Raw genomic sequence first — 18,175 nt, forward strand, 5'->3', positions numbered from 1 at the left:
TTTTCCCCGGGCAGGGCTCGCAGAGCCTCGGCATGCTGGCCGAATTGTCCGAACTGCATCCCGTCATCCGCAATGCTTTCGAAGAAGCTTCCGACGGGGCCGGTGTCGACCTGTGGGCGCTGTCCCAGCAGGGGCCGGAAGAGATGCTCAACCGCACCGAATACACCCAGCCGGCGTTGCTCGCGGCGGGCGTGGCGGTGTGGCGCGCGTGGCAGGAAGCGGGTGGCGCGATGCCGGCGCAGCTGGCCGGCCACAGCCTGGGCGAATACAGCGCGCTGGTCGCGGCGGGTGCGTTGTCGTTGAAGGATGGCGCGCATCTGGTGCGCATCCGTGGACAGTTGATGCAGGATGCGGCGCCGGCCGGGACCGGTGCGATGGCCGCCGTCATCGGCGCCGACGATGCGCTGGTGGCGGAAGTCTGCGAAGCCGCCTCCGGCACGCAGGTGGTGGTGCCGGCGAACTACAACTCGCCCGGCCAGATCGTGATCGGTGGCGATGCGGCGGCGGTGGACAAGGCGCTGGCGATGCTGGCCGAGCGCGGTGTGCGCAAGGCGGTCAAGCTCGCGGTGAGCGTGCCTTCGCACACGCCGTTGATGCGCGAAGCGGCCAACCGCCTGGCCGAAACGATGGCTGGCCTGCAATGGGCGCTGCCGGCGATCCCGGTGATCCAGAACGTGGATGCCGCGGTGGCCGATGAAGTCGATGCCATCCGTGACGCGCTGGTGAGCCAGCTATACCTGCCGGTGCAATGGACGCGCTGCGTCGAAGCGCTGGCCGCACGCGGTGCGACGCGCATCGGAGAATGCGGGTCGGGCAAGGTGCTGGCGGGCCTCGCCAAGCGCATCGACAAGTCGCTGGATGCACGCGCATTGGGCAGCGTGCCCGATTTCGAATCCGCCCTCGCAGAATGGAAATGACGATGAGCAAGCCGCTCGACAACGAAATCGCGCTGGTGACCGGCGCATCGCGCGGCATCGGCGCCGCCATCGCCGACGAACTGGCTGCGCGCGGCGCGACGGTGATCGGCACCGCGACCAGCGAATCCGGCGCGAATGCCATCGGCGAACGCCTGAAGGCGCAGGGCGGCCACGGCCGCGTGCTGCAGGTCAACGAGGCGGGCAGCATCGAAGCCCTCATCGAAAGCATCCAGAAGGAATTCGGCGGCCTGTCGATCCTGGTCAACAACGCCGGCATCACCCGCGACAACCTGCTGATGCGGATGAAGGACGAGGACTGGCAGGCCATCCTCGACACCAACCTCACCAGCGTCTATCGCAGCTCTAAGGCGGTGATGCGCGGGATGATGAAGGCACGCCGTGGCCGCATCATCAATATCGCCTCCGTCATCGGCGTGACTGGCAATGCGGGGCAGTCCAATTACGCGGCGGCGAAGGCCGGGATCATCGCTTTCAGCAAATCGCTGGCGAAGGAGATCGGCAGCCGCGGCATCACCGTGAACGTGGTCGCGCCGGGCTTCATCGCCACCGACATGACCGCCGACCTGCCGGAAGACGCGAAGGCCGCGATGGCCGAACAGATCGCGCTCGGCCGCCTGGGCGAGCCCGCCGACATCGCGCGTGCCGTGGCGTTCCTCGCCGGGCCGGATGCCAACTACATCACCGGCGAAACGCTGCACGTCAACGGCGGGATGTACATGCCCTGATCGCGCGTCCGCATGCGTTATCGCCGCCACCCAAGGCCTGAATGCGACCATGCGCCGGCGTGTCTTGCATTTCGCCGGATTCCCGTACACTAGCCACCTGCTTTTATCTGAGCCAATTCCCCGGAGGGGTCACACATGAGCAACATCGAAGAACGCGTCAAGAAGATCGTGGTCGAACAGCTGGGCGTGAAGGAAGAAGACGTCACCAACAGTGCGTCGTTCGTGGACGATCTGGGCGCGGACTCGCTCGACACCGTCGAACTCGTCATGGCGCTGGAAGAAGAGTTCGAGTGCGAGATCCCGGACGAAGAAGCCGAGAAGATCACCAACGTGCAGCAGGCCATCGATTACGTGAAGGCCCACGTCAAGGAGTGATCCTGCACGCGCAGGATTGATGCCGGGGCCGCTTAGTGCGGCCTCGCGCATGTTGGAAGCCGCAAATCCCCCGCACACACGCAACACCCGATACATCGGAGCCCGCATGTCCAAACGTCGCGTCGTCATCACCGGCCTCGGCATCCTCTCGCCGCTCGGCAACGATCTGGAAAGCAACTGGGCCGCGATCAAGGCCGGCCGTTCCGGCATCGGCCCGATCACCCATTTCGATGCGTCCGCCTATCCGACGCGCATCGCCGGCGAAGTGCGTGGCTTCGACCCGGCCGCCTTCATCGGCGCGAAGGAGGTCAAGAAGATGGACCCGTTCGTGCACTACGGCGTGGCGGCGGGCCTGATGGCGATCCGCGACGCCGGCCTGGTCATCGAGGGCGAGGATGCCGAACGCATCGGCGTGGCGGTCGGCGCCGGCATCGGCGGGCTGTCGGGCATCGAGGAAACCACGCTCAAGGTCGCCAACGGCGGCCCGCGCAAGATTTCGCCGTTCTACATCCCCAGCACCATCGTCAACATGGTCTCGGGCCAGCTGTCGATCATGACCGGCGCGAAGGGCCCGAACATCGCCGCCGTCACCGCCTGCACCACGGCCACGCACAACATCGGGCTGGCCTATCGCATGATCCAGTACGGCGAGGCCGACGCGATGATCTGCGGTGGCGCCGAATACGCGACCACGCCGACCGCGGTGGGCGGCTTCTGTTCGATGAAGGCGCTGTCCACCCGCAACGACGAGCCCGAACAGGCCTCGCGCCCGTGGGACGAAGGCCGCGATGGCTTCGTGATGGGCGATGGTGCCGGCGTGCTGGTGATCGAGGACTACGAACGCGCGAAGGCACGCGGCGCACGCATCTACGCGGAGATCGTCGGCTTCGGCATGAGCGGCGATGCGTACCACATGACCGCGCCGAGCGAGAGCGGCGAGGGCGCGGCGCGCTGCATGGTCAACGCGATGCGCGACGCCGGCATCAACGCCGGTGACATCGGCTACATCAACGCGCACGGCACCTCCACGCCGGCCGGTGACCTGGCCGAGACCATGGCGGTCAAGGCCGCGATGGGCGATGCCGCGAAGTCGGTGATGGTCAGTTCGACCAAGTCGATGACCGGCCACCTGCTGGGCGCGGCGGGCGGCGTGGAAGCGGTGTATTCGACGATGGCGCTGTTCGACGGCGTGATCCCGCCGACGATCAACCTGGACAACCCGTCCGAAGGCTGTGACCTGGACTACGTGCCGCACACCGCGCGCGATGCCAGGGTGGAAGTCGCGATGTCGAACTCGTTCGGCTTCGGCGGCACCAACGGCACGCTGATCTTCAAGCGCGTCTGAGCACGCGCGGCGCTGTGCGATGCCGGCGCCGCATCGGCATCGCATGCTGATCGAACGGCTCGATTCCTCGCCCGACCTCGCCGATCTGCGGCGGGTGTCGGCGTCGCGCTATCCGCTGCTGCTGGCGTCGTCCGCTTCGGCGCTGGACGCCTCGGCACGCAAGCACGCGCGCTGGGACATGCTGCTGGTCGGCAATGGCGAAGGCTTCCTGCGCAATGCCGATGGCGCGTTGCGCGGAACCGATGGCGAGACGCTGGAAGGCGGCTTCCTCGACCTTCTGCAAACGCAATGGAACGCCGTGCGCACCCCGAAGCACGAGGATGCCGGCGCGCTGCCGTTCCGGGGTGGCTGGGCCGTCTTCATGGGTTACGAAATCGCGGCGGAAGTCGAGCCGGTGCTGCAACTGCCGCGTGCTGCAGGTGAGGTGCCGATGGCCGCCGCGCTGCGTTGCCCGGTCGCGCTGCTGCAGGATCACGCGAGCGGCGAGACGCTGCTGGTCAGCGAACCCGGTGCGGAATCATTGCGCGATGCGGTGCTGGCGGATGTCGCCGCGCTCGCATCGCAGCCGGCATTGCCCGGATGGCGCGTGCCGGCGGCGGTCGAAGAAGACGTGCCCGCGCGCTTCACCGAGGGCGTGCGCCGCGTGCTGGATTACCTGGCCGCCGGCGATGTGTTCCAGGTCAACCTGTCGCGTGGCTGGCAGGCGCGTTTCGATGCGCCGTTGGACCCCGCGTTGCTGCATCGACAACTCACCCGCGCCAACCCCGCGCCGTTCGCCGGCGTGTTCGCGCATGCCGACTGGGCGGTGGTCAGCGCGTCGCCGGAGCGGCTGGTCTCGGTGCGTGGTGATGTGGTCGAGGCGCGACCCATCGCCGGCACCCGTCCGCGCGTGGCGGGCGACGACGATGCCGGGCGCATCCGCGAGCTGGTCGGCCACCCCAAGGAGCGCGCCGAGCACGTGATGCTGGTCGATCTTGAGCGTAATGACCTGGGCCGCGTCTGCATCGGTGGCAGCGTGGAGGTGGACGAGATGATGACGGTGGAAAGCTACGCGCACGTCCACCACATCGTCAGCAACGTGCGCGGGGTACTGCGCGATGACGCGTCGCCTGTCGACGTGATCCGCGCGGTGTTCCCGGGCGGCACCATTACCGGCGCGCCCAAGGTGCGCTGCATGCAGATCATCGCCGAGCTGGAAGGCGCCGGCCGCGGCGCGTATACCGGGGCGATGGGCTGGCTCAACCGCGATGGCGACCTCGACCTCAACATCCTGATCCGCAGCGCGGAAGTGCAGGGCGACACGCTGCGTTTCCGCACCGGCGCCGGCATCGTCATCGACTCCGATCCCGACAAGGAGCTGGCGGAAACCCAGGCCAAGGCGCGCGGCATGTTGCGTGCGCTGGGCGTGGAAGGGTGATGACGGAATTCCGCATCTTCGTCGGGGGGCAGCGCGTGCAGGCGGTGCCGCCGGATGATCGCGGCCTGGCCTATGGCGATGCGCTGTTCGAGACGATGCGTGCCCATCGCGGCGAGCTGCCGTGGTGGGATCGCCACTGGGCGCGCCTGCACGACAGCGCGACGCGATTGCAGATGCCGCTTCCCGATGCCTCGCAGGCGTTGCGCGAAGCACGCGACCTCATCGCCGGCCGCGATGCCGTGCTCAAGCTGCAACTCACGCGCGGCAGTGGCGGGCGCGGTTACGCACCGCCATCGAAGCCTGAACCGCTGTGGCTGCTGTCGATACATCCGCTGCCCGCGCAAGCCGTCGCGCTGGACGCGATCTGGTGCGAGACGCGGCTGGCGCGGCAGCCGTTGCTGGCCGCCATGAAGCACGGCAACCGGCTGGAGCAGGTGCTGGCGCGTGCCGAAGTGGCGCAGGCCGGTGCGGACGAAGGCGTGGTGCGCGATGTCGCGGGCCGGGTCACCTCCGGTACCGCTTCCAACCTGTTCATGCTCGATGGCGAAGGCTGGCACACGCCGGAACTGGACCACGCGGGCGTGGCCGGCATCTGCCGGGGCTGGGTCATCGAACAGACCGGCGCAGCGGTGCGCAGGATCCGCGTCGATGAAGTCGAGCGTGCAGGCGCCGTGTTCCTGTGCAATTCGGTGCGGGGTATCCTGCCGGTCCAGCGGTTGGGCGCGCGCGCCTGGCCGCAGATCCAGCCGGAGGTCCGCGCGCTGCAGTCGATGCTGGCGCAGGCGCATCCCGGTTTCGCCACGCCAACGGAGGCATCGTGAAGAAAAGAGGCTGCCGCAGCGCCCTGACCACCGCGTTCCTGTTCCTGGTCTGCATCGCGCTGGTGCTGGGTGTGTTCTGGCAGCGCCAGAAGAGCTTCGCGGATGCGCCGATCACCGGCCTCAAGCCCGATGCCAGCGTGGTTGTGGACCCGGGTGATTCGTTCCGCAAGGTGCTCGGCAAGCTGCGCGGCATCGGCGTCGGCGGCGGCCACGACATCGAATGGCAGGCCTTGGCGCGGCTGACCGGCGCGGCCGGCAAGGTGCAGGTGGGCGAGTACGCGCTGCGCCCCGGCATCACCCCGCGCCAGCTGCTGATCGACATGCGCGACGGCAAGGTGGTGAGCTACCGCTTCACCCTGGTCGAAGGCTGGACCATCCGCGACCTGCGCCGTGCACTGGCGAAGGCGACGAACCTCAAGCAGGAAACCACCGGGCTGGACGATGCCGCCCTGATGAAGGCGCTGGGACATGCCGGGCAGCACCCGGAAGGCCGCTTCCTGCCCGACACCTACCAGTACAACCGCACCGACAGCGACCTCGGCGTGCTGAAACGCGCCTATGCCGCGATGGAAAAAGTGCTGGAGGCGACCTGGCAGGGCCGCGACACCGAACTGCCGTTCAAGACGCCGTATGAACTGCTGACCATGGCCTCGATCGTCGAGAAGGAAACCGGCATCCCCGACGAACGCGCGCAGATCGCCGGCGTGTTCGACCGCCGCCTCAAGCTGGGCATGCGGCTGGAAACCGACCCGACCATCATCTACGGCCTGGGCGATGCCTACAAAGGCAACATCACCTGGGCGCACCTGCGCACCGACGGCCCGTACAACACCCGCACCCGTTCCGGCCTGCCGCCGACGCCGATCGCGATGCCGGGCCGCGCCGCGATCAATGCGACGGCGCATCCCGCGCCGGGCGACGCGCTGTTCTTCGTGGCGATGGGTGATGGAAGTGGCCGCAGCCGTTTCGCCGCGACCTATCCCGAGCACCAGCGCAACGTGGCCGCCTATCTGGCCAACCGCCGCGCCGATGCCAGCCGTGCCGATGCCAACGAGCCGGTGCGCGGCACCGCCACCGATGCGGCAGCGCCCGCCGCCGCGCCCACGGGCAATGCACCGGTCCCCGCGTTGCCGGCGGAAAAGCCGCTGCCCACCGCCACGCCCGTACCGGCGCGATGAGTCCACGGGTCAGCCAGCCGCGCCTCGTCAGCATCGAAGGCGGCGAGGGCGCGGGCAAAAGCACCGTCATCAATGCCCTGCGCACCGCGCTGGAAGCGGCGGGCGAGCGCGTCATCGCCACCCGTGAACCGGGCGGCACGCCGCTGGCGGAGATGATCCGCGGCCTGCTGCTGGACCCGGCGCACGAGCCGGCCTCGCCGGAGACCGAACTGCTGCTGATGTTCGCCGCGCGCGCCCAGCATGTCCGCGAGGTCATCGCCCCGGCGCTGGATGCGGGCGCATGGGTGCTGTGCGACCGCTTCACCGATTCCAGCTACGCCTACCAGGGCGCCGGTCGCGGCGTGGACGAAGCGCTCATCGCCACACTGGAACGCGACTGCGTGGGCATCGTGCCGGGGCTGACCTTCCTGCTGGATATCGATGTCGCGGCGGGCCGCGCACGCACGCAGTCACGCGGTGGCGCCCCCGACCGCATCGAACGCGAGCGCGATGAATTCTTCCAGCGCGTGCGGGCCGGTTTCCTGCGCCGCGCCGAAGCCGACCCGGCGCGCTTCCGCGTGCTCGATGCCGCGCAACCCGCCGATGCCGTCGCCGCGCAGGCATTGCAGGCACTGGACGCGCATCGCCGATGAACACGCTCGCTGCCTGGCAGCAGCGCGTCTACGCGCAGGCGGCGGAAGCGTTGGATGCCGGCCGCCTGCCGCATGGCCTCCTGTTCGCCGGTCCGGCGCGGCTGGGCAAGCGCGCGGTCGCGGAAAAACTGGCGATGCGGGCGCTGTGCCTGAACCGTGCGCCGGGCGAAGAGGCGTGCGGGCAATGCCGCAGTTGCCAGCTCTACGCCGCGCGCAGCCAGGCCGATCCGCCGGAAACCCGGCCCGATGGCAGCCTGGCGCACCCCGATGGCCATCCTTCGCATCCGGATGCGCGTTTCATCGGCTACGCGTGGAACGACAAGACCAAGAAGATGCGCGGCGAGATCGTCATCGAGCAGATGCGCGAGATGGGCGAGAAGCTCGCGCTGACTCCGCAGTACGGCGGGAACCAGGTCGTCGTCATCGAGCCGGCGGAAGCCATGAACACTCATGCCAGCAACGCGCTGCTGAAGACGCTGGAAGAGCCGCAGTCCGGCCGCTTTTTGTGGCTCATCACCTCGCAGCCGGCACGCCTGTCGGCGACCATCCGCAGCCGCGTGCAGGTGCTGGAATTCCGCCTGCCGCCGGAGGACGAGGCACTGGCCTGGCTGATCGCGCAGGGCCACCCGGCGAAACAGGCCGGCGAGGCTTTGGACATCGCGCGCGGCCATCCGGGGCTCGCGCATGAGTGGCTCGAAGACGGTGGCCTGGCTGTCCGCGCGGAGGTGGCGAAGGATCTGGCGCGGCTGCAGCGCGAACCAGGTGCCGCGCAGTCCATCGCACAACGCTGGGTGGGCGATGACCATGCCGCATTGCGCCTGCGCTTCGCCGCCGACCACGCCGCCGAGCAGGCCCGCGCGCCGGGGACGTCGCCGGCGGTCATCCGTCATCTCGCCGGCTGGTTCGACCGCGCCAACCGCACCCACGCGCTGCTGCGCACGCAGGTGCGTGCCGACCTGGCCGTGCTGGACCTGCTGCTCGGCTGGAACGAATCACGCGGCTGACCGCCGCCGGCACGCCTCCGCGGCTACATCGACCGGCCATCCCGCCCACGACTTGACCGCGCCCGCCTGAATCCGCAGGCTTGTCGGCATCCGGGCGCTGCCCGAATCGGACCTCCACCATGGCCAACCCCGGTCTCGGCGCGGCGCGCCAGAGCATCCTCAACGTCACGCTGGGCGACGACGGCGCGCTCTACAACGCCTACATGCCCTTCATCAAGGGCGGCGGGCTGTTCGCGCAGACACCCAACCGACTGCCGCTGGGCCAGCCGGTCTTCATGATGGTCACGCTGCCGGATTCGTCAGAAAAGATGCCGGTCTCCGGCAAGGTCTGCTGGGTCACGCCGGTGGGCGCGCAGGGCAACCGCCCGGCTGGCGTCGGCGTGCAGTTCGACGACAGCCCGCAGGGCTACCAGCTCAAGAGCAAGATCGAATCGCTGCTGGCCGGCCGGCTGGAAAGCGACAAGGCGACGTTCACGATGTAAGCGGGCAGGCGACATCGCCGCTCAAACGGAAACGCCGGGCTCCTGCCCGGCGTTTGCATGTGCGATGTGCGATGTGGCTTCGGTCAGCCGCGCAGCGCGGGATTGTCCCAGCCCGGACGCGGGGCGAAACGGTCGCCATGCGCGGCCTGCAGCGCCTTGAGCTTGCCCAGCAGCACGTCGACGCCGGTTTCGCGCACGTACTGGATGGGGCCGCCGCGGAACGGCGCGAAGCCGGTACCGAAGATCACGCCGGCATCCAGCAGGTCGGCATCGCTGACCACGCCATCGTGCAGGCAGGCCACGGCCTCGTTGATCATCGGCAGGATCAGGCGGTCCTGCAGGTCGTCCGGCGCTTTGTAGTCGCCCGGCACTTCGGGTTTGACCGCCTTGCCGTTCTCCCATTTATAGATGCCCTGGCCGTCCTTCTTGCCGCGCTTGCCGGCTTCGGGTGGGGCGGACAGCGCGGCGGGAATCGACAGGCCCAGGAACGGCGCCAGCTCCGCGCCCACGCCCGCGGCGACATCCAGACCCACGGTATCGACCAGTTCGACCGGGCCCATCGGCATGCCGAACTTCACCGCGGCCTTGTCGATGACCGGGCCGGGGATGCCCTCGGCGTAGGCGGTCATCGCCTCCAACATGTAGGGGAACAGCACGCGGTTGACCAGGAAACCCGGCGTGCCGGCGACCGGCACCGGCAGCTTGTCCAGCTTCTTGCAGAACGCGGCCAAGCGCTGCTGGGTCTCCGGCGCCATCTGGTCGTGGTGGATGATCTCGACCAGCGGCATCAGCGCGACCGGGTTGAAGTAGTGCAGGCCGGCGAACTGCGCCGGGCGCTGGATGTGCTCGCGCAGCTCGGTCAGCGGGATCGACGAGGTGTTGGTGGTGAGCAGCGCACCGGCTTTCATCTTCGGCTCGACCTGCGCGTACAGGTCGCGCTTGGCTTCGGGCTTTTCGATGATGGCTTCGATGACGAGGTCCGCATCGGCCACGCCGTCGCCGGCCAGGTCGCCCTTCAGCCGCGCGATCACGGCGGGGCGCTTGGCTTCGTCCTTCACCTTCTTGGCGAAGAGTTCGCCGGCCCGGGCCAGCGCGCCATCGATGAACTTCTGCTCGCGGTCCTGCAGCGTGACCTCGAAGCCCTTGTAGGCGCTCCACGCGGCGATGTCGCCGCCCATCACGCCGGCGCCGACCACGTGCACCTTGCGGATGCCGGAATCGCCCGCGCCCATCGCCTTCATGCGTTCCTGCAGGAAGTACACGCGGATCAGGTTGCGCGCGGTCGGCGTGGAGGACAGCTTGACCACGCCGCGACGCTCGCTGGCGAGCTGCGATTCGATGCCGCCGCGGGCGTTCTTCCAACTGTCGATCAGCACGTAGGGCGCGGGGTAGTGCGCCTTGGGAGCCTTGCGCGCGACCTGCTTGACCAGCATCGGCGCCAGCAGCTGGCGGACCGGCCACAGGTTGGTGACCCGGGCCAGCGCACGCTGCTTGAACGGGCGCTCATAGCCGCGCAGGGCGAGCTGGGCGGCGGTGTCTTCCAGCGTGGCCGGCTCGGCGGTGCGGTCGACCAGGCCCATCGCCTTGGCGGCGCTGGCGGAGACGGTGCGGCCGCTGAGCATCAGGTCGAAGGCGGCGGGTGCGCCGATCAGGCGCGGCAGGCGCACGCTGCCGCCCCAGCCCGGGAAGATGCCGAGCTTCACTTCCGGCAGGCCGATGCGGGTGGAAGGATCGGTGGACGCCACGCGGTAGCGGCAGGCCAGTGCGATTTCCGCGCCGCCGCCCATGCAGAAGCCGTGGATCGCGGCGACGGTCGGGCAGGGCAGCTTCGAGAGTTTCTGGAACACCCGCTGGCCGCGCGCGATCGCATCGCCGACCGTGCCTTTCTTGTCGAACTCGGCGAACTCCTTGATGTCCGCGCCGGCGATGAAGCCGCTTTCCTTCGCCGAGGCGACGATCACCGCCTTTGGCGGCTCCAGCGCGATGCGTTCGAGCAGCGTGTCCAGTTCGATCAGCGCGTCCTGCGAGAACGCGTTGACCTTCTCCCCGGCGCGGTCGAAAGCGAGGACCAGCACGCCGTCATCGCGCATGCGGGTTTGCCAGTGGCGCGGTTTCAGGCCGTCCAGCGCAGCGATCATGGGACACATCCGATGGAGTATGGAAGCCCGTTATGATCCGGCGGGCGTTGACATCCCGTCAAATCGCGCATCATCCGACCTCGCCCCCGACAACGGCCCCGGCCCGCGGCGGGGAACTTTTCGCGGCGTGCCCCGGTCAGACCCCGCAGTCATCCGAGGCGGCACCCATGCATCGCGGAGCGGCGGCTTTGACAGCCGGCAACGACATCGACAGCACATCCCCCGGCGCCGACGACGCGCTCGACAGCGAACTGGTGCGCCGCGTGCAGCAGGGCGAGACGGCCGCGTTCGACCTGCTGGTGCGCCGCTACCAGCACCGCATCGTCGCGCTGGTGGGCCGCTACGTGAACGACTGGGCCGAGGCGCAGGACGTGGCGCAGGACGCCTTCATCCGCGCCTACCGCGCCATCGGCAATTTCCGTGGCGACGCACAGTTCTATACGTGGATGCACCGCATCGCCATCAACACCGCCAAGAACCATCTGGTGGCGATGAAGCGGCGGCCGCCCACCGCCGACATCGACGCCGGCGACGCCGAGCACTACGACGGCGCCCTGCAGATGCGTGACACCGACACCCCCGAGCGCGAACTGCTGCGCCATGAGGTGGAACAGTCGGTGATGCGCACGGTCAACGCGTTGCCGAAGGAGCTGCGCCAGGCCATCACCCTGCGCGAGGTCGAGGGCCTGCCCTACGACGAAATCGCGCGGCGGCTCGACTGCCCCATCGGCACGGTGCGTTCGCGCATCTTCCGTGCCCGCGAGGCCATCGACCGCGAGTTGCGTCCGCTGCTGGACGCCAACGCCACCTCACGCGAACGAGGACGCGCATGAACCCCAACGACACCCATCGCGAAGATCTTTCCGCCCTGATCGACGGTGCGCTCGACGCCGACCGCGCGCGCTTCCTGCTGCGCCGCCTGCAGCATGACGGTGAACTGGCCGGCGACCTGTCGCGCTGGCAGCTGGCCGGCGACGTGCTGCGTGGCCAGCCCGAAGCGCCCGCGCCGGCCGGTTTTGCCGAAGCCGTGGCCGCGCGCATCGCCGGCGAGCTGGTGCCGGTGATGGACGCGCCGCTTCCGCCCGCATCGCAGGCGGTGACGGCTGCATCTTCGCCTCCGGTTTCGCGCACGCCTTCGACCGGCGCCGCGCGCTGGCGCTGGTTCGGTGGTGGCGCGATCGCGGCGTCGCTGGCCTTCGCCAGCCTGCTGGTGCTGCGCCCGGGCCTGCCGGTGGGTGGGGATGTGGAAGTCGCTTTGGCGCCGCGCGTCGCGCAGCCGGTCGTCGCGGCGCCGGTGGACACTTCGCCGGCCATCGCGCAGACCGACGTCGCTGCCGAAGCCGCATCCCCCCTGCAAATCGCGCCGACCCCGAAGCCGGCATCGCCCAGCCCGCGCGTGCGTGATGACGCGTCACCGGTGCGCATCGCCCGTGCCAGCACGCCGGCCCCGCGCCCTGAACCGGCAGCGATCCGCCCGGCGCCTGCCGAGGAAACGCCGCGCGTCGCCTTCGACGACAGCGCTGTCGCCGCGCACGCCACGCAGCCGGCCGCCGATCCCTTCCAGCCGCCGGCCGTGCGCGCCTGGCCGAAAGCCGCCGTGCCCGGTACCGGCGCCGGCACCTTCAACGTCAGCCTGCAGTCCGATTCGCCGTATTACCCCTTCGTCCCGCGCAGCGATGCGGCCCGCGCCGACGAGTGATCCATCGGCGCATCGCGCGCCCCCATCCGACACCCACGACCTTCGAGGCCCCCTTCGATGAAGAAATTCCTGTCGCCTTTTCTCCTCGTTCCGCTGACCGCCGTGGCCACCGCCGGCGTGCTGGCGTTGCCCGCCGCCGATGCCCAGCAGACGGTGGCGCCCGCCGCACCCGCGCCGCAGCTGGTGACCGGGTTGCCGGATTTCACCCGGCTGGTCGATCAGGTCGGGCCCGGCGTGGTGAGCGTGGAAGCGCGCATCGCGCCGCGCCAGTCGCGTGGCGGCGGGATGGGCGATGACGACCTGGCCGAGATGCTGCGCCGCTTCGGGATGCCGATGCCGCCCGGCATGCAGGGCCCGCGGGGCGCGATGCCGCAGTCGCCGCGCGGCATTTCGCTGGGCACCGGCTTCCTGATTTCCGCCGATGGCTATGTGCTGACCAACCACCACGTCGTCGACAACGCCGACGAGGTCACGGTGAAGCTGGACGACCGCCGTGAATTGAAGGCCAAGGTGGTCGGCAGCGATGCGCAGTCGGATGTCGCGCTGCTCAAGGTCGAGGCGAGCGGGCTGCCGGCGCTGCGCCTCGGCGATTCCGCCGGCGTGCGCCCGGGCCAGTGGGTGGTGGCGATCGGCTCGCCGTACGGGCTGGATCATTCGGTTACGGCGGGCATCGTCAGCGCCATCGGCCGCAACACCGGCGGCGGCCAGCAGTACGTGCCCTTCATCCAGACCGACGTCGCCATCAACCGCGGCAATTCCGGCGGCCCGCTGCTCAACACGCGCGGCGAGGTGGTCGGCATCAACTCGCAGATTTTCAGCGTGTCCGGCGGCTACCAGGGCATCAGCTTCGCCATCCCGATCGACACGGCGATGAACGCGGTCAAGCAGCTCAAGGCGACCGGCCAGGTGCGGCGCGGCCTGCTCGGCGTGAACATGCAGCAGATCGACAGCGGCCTGGCCGCCGGCATGAAACTGCCCGACAGCCGTGGCGCGCTGGTCAGCAACGTGCAGGCCGGCAGCGGCGCGGACAAGGCCGGCATCCAGCCGGGCGACGTGATCCGCAGCTTCAACGGCACCGCGGTGAACGATCCCGGCGACCTGGCCCCGATGGTCGGCGCATTGCCGCCGGGCACGAAGGTGAAGCTGGGCGTCTGGCGCGATGGCCGCGAGCGCGCCATCGAGGTGGTGCTGGGCGAGGCGGAAGCGGAGAAGACCGTCGGCTTCGGCGAACGCACGATGCCCGGTGCCCGCGACGATGCCGCCAGCCAGCCGACGCGCGGCCTGCTGGGTCTGCGCATCGCCGAACTCGATGCCGACGACCGCCGCCAGCTGGGCCTGAAGGCCGGCGAGGGCGTGGGCGTGATCGGCGTGGAATCGATGGCCGCCCGCGAAGCCGGGCTGGTGCCGGGCGACGTGATCCTCGCGGTCGGGCGCACGGCGGTGGGCTCGGCGGCGGCGCTGCAATCGGCGCTGGCCGGGGCCAAGCCGGGCGATACGGTGATGCTGCGGCTGGCCGGTCGCGGCGGTGCGCGTTTCGTCAGCCTGAAGACCGGAAAGTGAGGATGAACGGCGGCGTCCGGCTTCGTGCCGGGCGCGTCCATGGCCCCGGCGGCTCGCCCGTCGCGGCCATGCGATAATCCCAGGCTTATTGTCCGCAGGGCCGCATTGGCGGCTGAACCGCCCGAATGTCGCCTGAAATCCCCGCCAGCATGCGGAACATCCGCAACTTTTCCATCATCGCCCACGTCGACCACGGCAAGTCGACGCTGGCCGACCGCATCATCCAACTCTGCGGCGGCCTGCAGGAGCGCGAAATGGAAGCGCAGGTGCTCGACTCCAACCCGATCGAGCGCGAGCGCGGCATCACCATCAAGGCGCAGTCGGTCTCGCTGCCGTATACCGCGCTGGACGGGCAGGTCTACCAGCTCAATTTCATCGACACCCCGGGCCACGTCGACTTCAGCTACGAAGTCAGCCGCTCGCTGGCCGCCTGCGAAGGCGCGTTGCTGGTGGTCGATGCCGCGCAGGGCGTGGAAGCGCAGTCCGTCGCCAACTGCTACACCGCGGTGGAGCAGGGGCTGGAAGTGGTGCCGGTGCTGAACAAGATCGACCTGCCGACCGCCGATATCGACCGCGCCAAGGGCGAGATCGAGGCGGTGATCGGCATCGACGCCGAGGACGCCGTGGCCATCAGCGCCAAGACCGGCCTGAACGTGCGCGATGTGCTTGAAGCCATTGTGTTGCGCATTCCGCCGCCGCGCCCGCGCGATACCGACAAGCTGCAGGCGCTCATCATCGACTCCTGGTTCGACAACTACCTGGGCGTGGTCTCGCTGGTGCGCGTCATGCAGGGCGAGATCAAGCCGGGCGACAAGCTGCTGGTGATGTCCACCGGCCGCACCCACCAGGTCGACAACGTTGGCGTGTTCACCCCCAAGCGCAAGGTGCTGCCGGCGCTGCGGGCGGGCGAGGTCGGCTGGGTCACCGCGTCGATCAAGGACGTGCACGGCGCGCCGGTCGGCGACACCCTGACCCTGGCCGGTGATCCCGCGCCGGCGCCGCTGCCGGGTTTCCAGGAGATGCAGCCGCGCGTGTTCGCCGGCCTGTTCCCGGTCGATGCCGAGGACTATCCGGACCTGCGCGAAGCGCTCGACAAGCTGCGCCTCAACGATGCCGCGCTGCGCTTCGAGCCGGAAAGCTCGGAGGCGATGGGCTTCGGCTTCCGCTGCGGCTTCCTGGGCATGCTGCACATGGAGATCGTGCAGGAGCGTCTGGAGCGCGAATACAACCTCAACCTCATCAGCACCGCGCCGACCGTGGTCTACGAAGTGCTGAAGACCGACGGCAGCGTGATGCCGCTCGACAACCCGGCCAAGCTGCCGCCGGCCAACCATGTCGATGAGATCCGCGAGCCGATCATCCGCGCCAACATCCTCACCCCGCCGGATTACGTCGGCAACGTCATCAAGCTGTGCGAAGAGAAGCGCGGCAGCCAGATCGGGATGACCTACCTGGGCAACCAGGTGCAGATCAGCTACGAGCTGCCGATGGCGGAAGTGGTGCTGGATTTCTTCGACAAGCTGAAGTCGGTGTCGCGCGGTTATGCGTCGCTGGACTACCACTTCGTGCGTTTCGAGGCCGGTCCGTTCGTGCGCGTGGACACGCTGATCAACGGCGACAAGGTGGATGCGCTGTCGATCATCGTGCACCGCCAGCACGCCGACCGCCGTGGCCGCGAACTGACCGAGAAGATGAAGGACCTGATCCCGCGGCAGATGTTCGATGTCGCGATCCAGGCCGCCATCGGTTCGCAGGTCATCGCCCGCACCACGGTCAAGGCGCTGCGCAAGAACGTCCTGGCCAAGTGCTACGGTGGTGACGCCAGCCGCAAGAAGAAGCTGCTGGAGAAGCAGAAGGAAGGCAAGAAGCGCATGAAGCAGGTGGGCCGCGTGGAGATCCCGCAGGAGGCCTTCCTCGCCGTGCTGCAGGTGGACAACAAGTAACCGGCACGCGCCGGCCGCAACCAAGGAACACGCATGCGTTGGTTCGAAATCTCGCTGGTCTCGCTGACCCTGATCACCGGCCTGCTGTGGGCGCTGGATCGCCTCGCGCTGCGCAGGCGCCGTGAGGCATCGGCCGGGCTGACCGGCGGCGACGTGCCCTGGTACATCGATTACTCGAACGCGTTCTTCCCGGTGCTGCTGGCGATCCTGATCCTGCGCAGCTTCATCGCCGAACCGTTCCGCATCCCGACCGGCTCGATGATCCCGACGCTCAAGATCGGCGACTTCATCCTGGTCAACAAATTCGCCTACGGCCTGCGCCTGCCGGTGACCAACGCCAAGATCGTGGCGATCGGCGAGCCGGAGCGTGGCGACGTCGCGGTGTTCAAGTTCCCCGGCATGGGCCCGGACGACCCGGATGCCGGCGTCGATTTCGTCAAGCGCGTCATCGGCCTGCCGGGCGACAAGATCAGCTACCGCCGCGGCGTGCTGGCGGTCAACGGCGAGCCGCTCAAGTACACGGTCGAGGGCCAGCAGGCGATCGGCAGCGGCAACGATGGCTTGGAAATGCCGGGCGTGCTGGCTTGGGAGCAACTGGGCACGCATCGTCACCTGGTGCAGAACTACGTGCAGTCGCTGGAAGTCGGCGGCCCCGGCGACGGTGAATTCGAAGTACCCGCCGGTCAGTACCTGGTCATGGGCGACAACCGCGACAACAGCCTGGATGGGCGCTTCTGGGGCATGCTCCCGGAGGCCAACCTGCGCGGCAAGGCGTTCCTGGTCTGGATGAACTTCAAGGACTTCTCGCGCATCGGCGAGCGTATCCCGTAAGCTTCGGCTGGCGTCGCGGTGTCGGCGCGGCATCCATACATTCAAGGGGTGGGGCGATGAAGAATCACAAGCAGCAGGGCGTGTCACTCACCGGGTTCCTGATAATCCTGGCCGTGGTCGGCTTCGCGCTGTTCATCGGCATGAAGCTGTTCCCGATGTACCAGCAGTACTGGGCGCTGAAGAAGGCGCTCAAGAGCGTGGCCACCGACAGCGCGGTCGGCTCCGATGCGATCAGCGTCCGCAACTCGCTCGACAAGTATTTCGACGTGGGCTACATCAGCGACGTCAAGTCCAGCGACATCAAGGTTGAACGCTCCGGCGAAGGCACGATGCTGATCGCCGATTACGAAGTGCGCCGGCCGCTGATCTACAACCTGGACATCGTCGGCAAGTTCAAGGCCAGCGAACTCAAGCGCTCGGGTGGCGAATAACCCCACCGCCCATGCGTTCACGGACGGCGAGCTGCTGGCGCAGGCGCTGACCCATCGCAGTGCGGGGCAGCCGCATAACGAGCGGCTGGAATTCCTCGGCGATGCCATCGTCAATCTGCTGGCCGCCGAGGCGCTCTACATCGCCTGGCCCAAGGCCGACGAAGGCACGCTGACCCGTGCGCGCGCCGAACTGGTGCGCGAATCCGCGCTGGCCGGCATCGCCCGCACCCTCGATCTCGGCCATCAGTTGCGTCTGGGGCCCGGCGAAATGAAATCCGGCGGCCATCGCCGTGATTCGATCCTGGCCGATGCGGTCGAAGCGGTAGTCGGCGCGATCTATCTCGATGCCGGCCTCGACGCCTGCCGCCGCACCGCGCTGCCCTGGTTCGCGCCGCTGATCGAAGCGCTGCCGCCACCCAACCGGATCGGCAAGGATCCCAAGACCGCGCTGCAGGAATGGCTGCAGGCCCGCGCACGCAGCCTGCCGGCCTACGAACTGGTGGGTGAATCCGGCGAGGAGCACGCGCGCATCTTCACCGTGGCCTGCACCGTGGGCGATGCCGAGACCTGTGGCGAAGGTGGCTCGCGCCGCGCCGCCGAGCAGCAGGCCGCCGCCGCGATGCTGGCCCGGCTGGAGTCCGCGAAGGGCTGAACCG

The 18,175-nt window shown here is 68.7% G+C and carries 18 protein-coding genes; 17 read left to right on the forward strand and 1 reads right to left on the reverse strand.

Annotated elements, in window-relative coordinates:
• Positions 1–32: 32 nt before the first annotated feature.
• The 10 genes from fabD to DCD74_RS02910 all read left to right on the forward strand — a co-directional run bounded on the left by fabD (position 33) and on the right by DCD74_RS02910 (position 8,917).
• Positions 33–917 carry an ACP S-malonyltransferase gene (fabD, locus tag DCD74_RS02865; protein WP_112925985.1) on the forward strand — a complete coding sequence of 295 codons (885 nt, stop codon included), beginning with the start codon at positions 33–35 and terminating at the stop codon, positions 915–917.
• A 2-nt stretch (positions 918–919) separates the two neighbouring features.
• The gene (gene fabG / locus DCD74_RS02870; RefSeq protein WP_112925986.1) at positions 920–1,663 is read left to right on the forward strand and encodes a 3-oxoacyl-ACP reductase FabG; all 744 of its coding nucleotides are present in this window, start codon (positions 920–922) and stop codon (positions 1,661–1,663) included.
• Positions 1,664–1,798: 135 nt separating this feature from the next.
• On the forward strand, positions 1,799–2,038 hold the full coding sequence (gene acpP, locus DCD74_RS02875; RefSeq protein WP_112925987.1) for an acyl carrier protein: 240 nt from the start codon (positions 1,799–1,801) through the stop codon (positions 2,036–2,038).
• 106 nt (positions 2,039–2,144) lie between these two features.
• Complete coding sequence (gene fabF, locus DCD74_RS02880; RefSeq protein WP_112925988.1) at positions 2,145–3,383, forward strand: beta-ketoacyl-ACP synthase II; 1,239 nt, start codon at positions 2,145–2,147, stop codon at positions 3,381–3,383.
• Positions 3,384–3,426: 43 nt separating this feature from the next.
• Complete coding sequence (locus tag DCD74_RS02885) at positions 3,427–4,800, forward strand: aminodeoxychorismate synthase component I (RefSeq protein WP_112925989.1); 1,374 nt, start codon at positions 3,427–3,429, stop codon at positions 4,798–4,800.
• Complete coding sequence (gene pabC, locus DCD74_RS02890) at positions 4,800–5,621, forward strand: aminodeoxychorismate lyase (RefSeq protein ID WP_112925990.1); 822 nt, start codon at positions 4,800–4,802, stop codon at positions 5,619–5,621. The genes DCD74_RS02885 and pabC overlap by 1 nt, the downstream gene beginning before the upstream one ends.
• Positions 5,615–6,799: an endolytic transglycosylase MltG gene (gene mltG, locus DCD74_RS02895; protein ID WP_112927629.1), complete on the forward strand. Its 1,185-nt coding sequence runs from the start codon at positions 5,615–5,617 to the stop codon at positions 6,797–6,799. The genes pabC and mltG overlap by 7 nt, the downstream gene beginning before the upstream one ends.
• Positions 6,796–7,431 (forward strand): dTMP kinase, encoded by a 636-nt coding sequence (tmk, locus tag DCD74_RS02900; protein WP_112925991.1) that lies wholly within the window; start codon positions 6,796–6,798, stop codon positions 7,429–7,431. Before mltG ends, tmk begins: the two co-directional genes overlap by 4 nt.
• A complete protein-coding gene (locus tag DCD74_RS02905) occupies positions 7,428–8,435 on the forward strand; it encodes a DNA polymerase III subunit delta' (protein WP_112925992.1) in 1,008 nt (335 codons plus the stop codon). Before tmk ends, DCD74_RS02905 begins: the two co-directional genes overlap by 4 nt.
• Before the next feature lie 119 nt (positions 8,436–8,554).
• Entirely contained in the window at positions 8,555–8,917 is a 363-nt protein-coding gene (locus tag DCD74_RS02910) for a PilZ domain-containing protein (RefSeq protein WP_112925993.1), read from the forward strand.
• 83 nt (positions 8,918–9,000) lie between these two features.
• Here the strand turns inward: DCD74_RS02910 and DCD74_RS02915 are convergent, their stop codons facing one another.
• Positions 9,001–11,055 carry a 3-hydroxyacyl-CoA dehydrogenase NAD-binding domain-containing protein gene (locus DCD74_RS02915; protein ID WP_112925994.1) on the reverse strand — a complete coding sequence of 685 codons (2,055 nt, stop codon included), beginning with the start codon at positions 11,053–11,055 and terminating at the stop codon, positions 9,001–9,003.
• Between the two features lie 206 nt (positions 11,056–11,261).
• Here DCD74_RS02915 and rpoE point away from each other — a divergent pair, with 206 nt between their 5' ends.
• The 7 genes from rpoE to rnc all read left to right on the forward strand — a co-directional run bounded on the left by rpoE (position 11,262) and on the right by rnc (position 18,171).
• Positions 11,262–11,888 (forward strand): RNA polymerase sigma factor RpoE, encoded by a 627-nt coding sequence (gene rpoE / locus DCD74_RS02920; protein ID WP_237049684.1) that lies wholly within the window; start codon positions 11,262–11,264, stop codon positions 11,886–11,888.
• A complete protein-coding gene (locus DCD74_RS02925; RefSeq protein WP_112925996.1) occupies positions 11,885–12,754 on the forward strand; it encodes a sigma-E factor negative regulatory protein in 870 nt (289 codons plus the stop codon). Before rpoE ends, DCD74_RS02925 begins: the two co-directional genes overlap by 4 nt.
• 57 nt (positions 12,755–12,811) lie before the next feature.
• A complete protein-coding gene (locus DCD74_RS02930; RefSeq protein ID WP_112925997.1) occupies positions 12,812–14,314 on the forward strand; it encodes a Do family serine endopeptidase in 1,503 nt (500 codons plus the stop codon).
• A 149-nt stretch (positions 14,315–14,463) separates the two neighbouring features.
• Positions 14,464–16,257 (forward strand): translation elongation factor 4, encoded by a 1,794-nt coding sequence (gene lepA / locus DCD74_RS02935; protein ID WP_162616027.1) that lies wholly within the window; start codon positions 14,464–14,466, stop codon positions 16,255–16,257.
• 33 nt (positions 16,258–16,290) lie between these two features.
• Positions 16,291–17,088, forward strand: coding sequence for a signal peptidase I (lepB, locus tag DCD74_RS02940; protein ID WP_112925999.1), 798 nt, complete (start codon positions 16,291–16,293; stop codon positions 17,086–17,088).
• 56 nt (positions 17,089–17,144) lie between these two features.
• Positions 17,145–17,519, forward strand: coding sequence for a DUF4845 domain-containing protein (locus tag DCD74_RS02945; protein WP_112926000.1), 375 nt, complete (start codon positions 17,145–17,147; stop codon positions 17,517–17,519).
• Complete coding sequence (gene rnc, locus DCD74_RS02950; protein WP_112926001.1) at positions 17,509–18,171, forward strand: ribonuclease III; 663 nt, start codon at positions 17,509–17,511, stop codon at positions 18,169–18,171. Before DCD74_RS02945 ends, rnc begins: the two co-directional genes overlap by 11 nt.
• Positions 18,172–18,175 lie beyond the last annotated feature (4 nt).

Origin of the sequence: Lysobacter oculi, from assembly GCF_003293695.1 — a bacterium.
GTDB classification, from domain to species: Bacteria; Pseudomonadota; Gammaproteobacteria; order Xanthomonadales; family Xanthomonadaceae; genus Solilutibacter; species Solilutibacter oculi.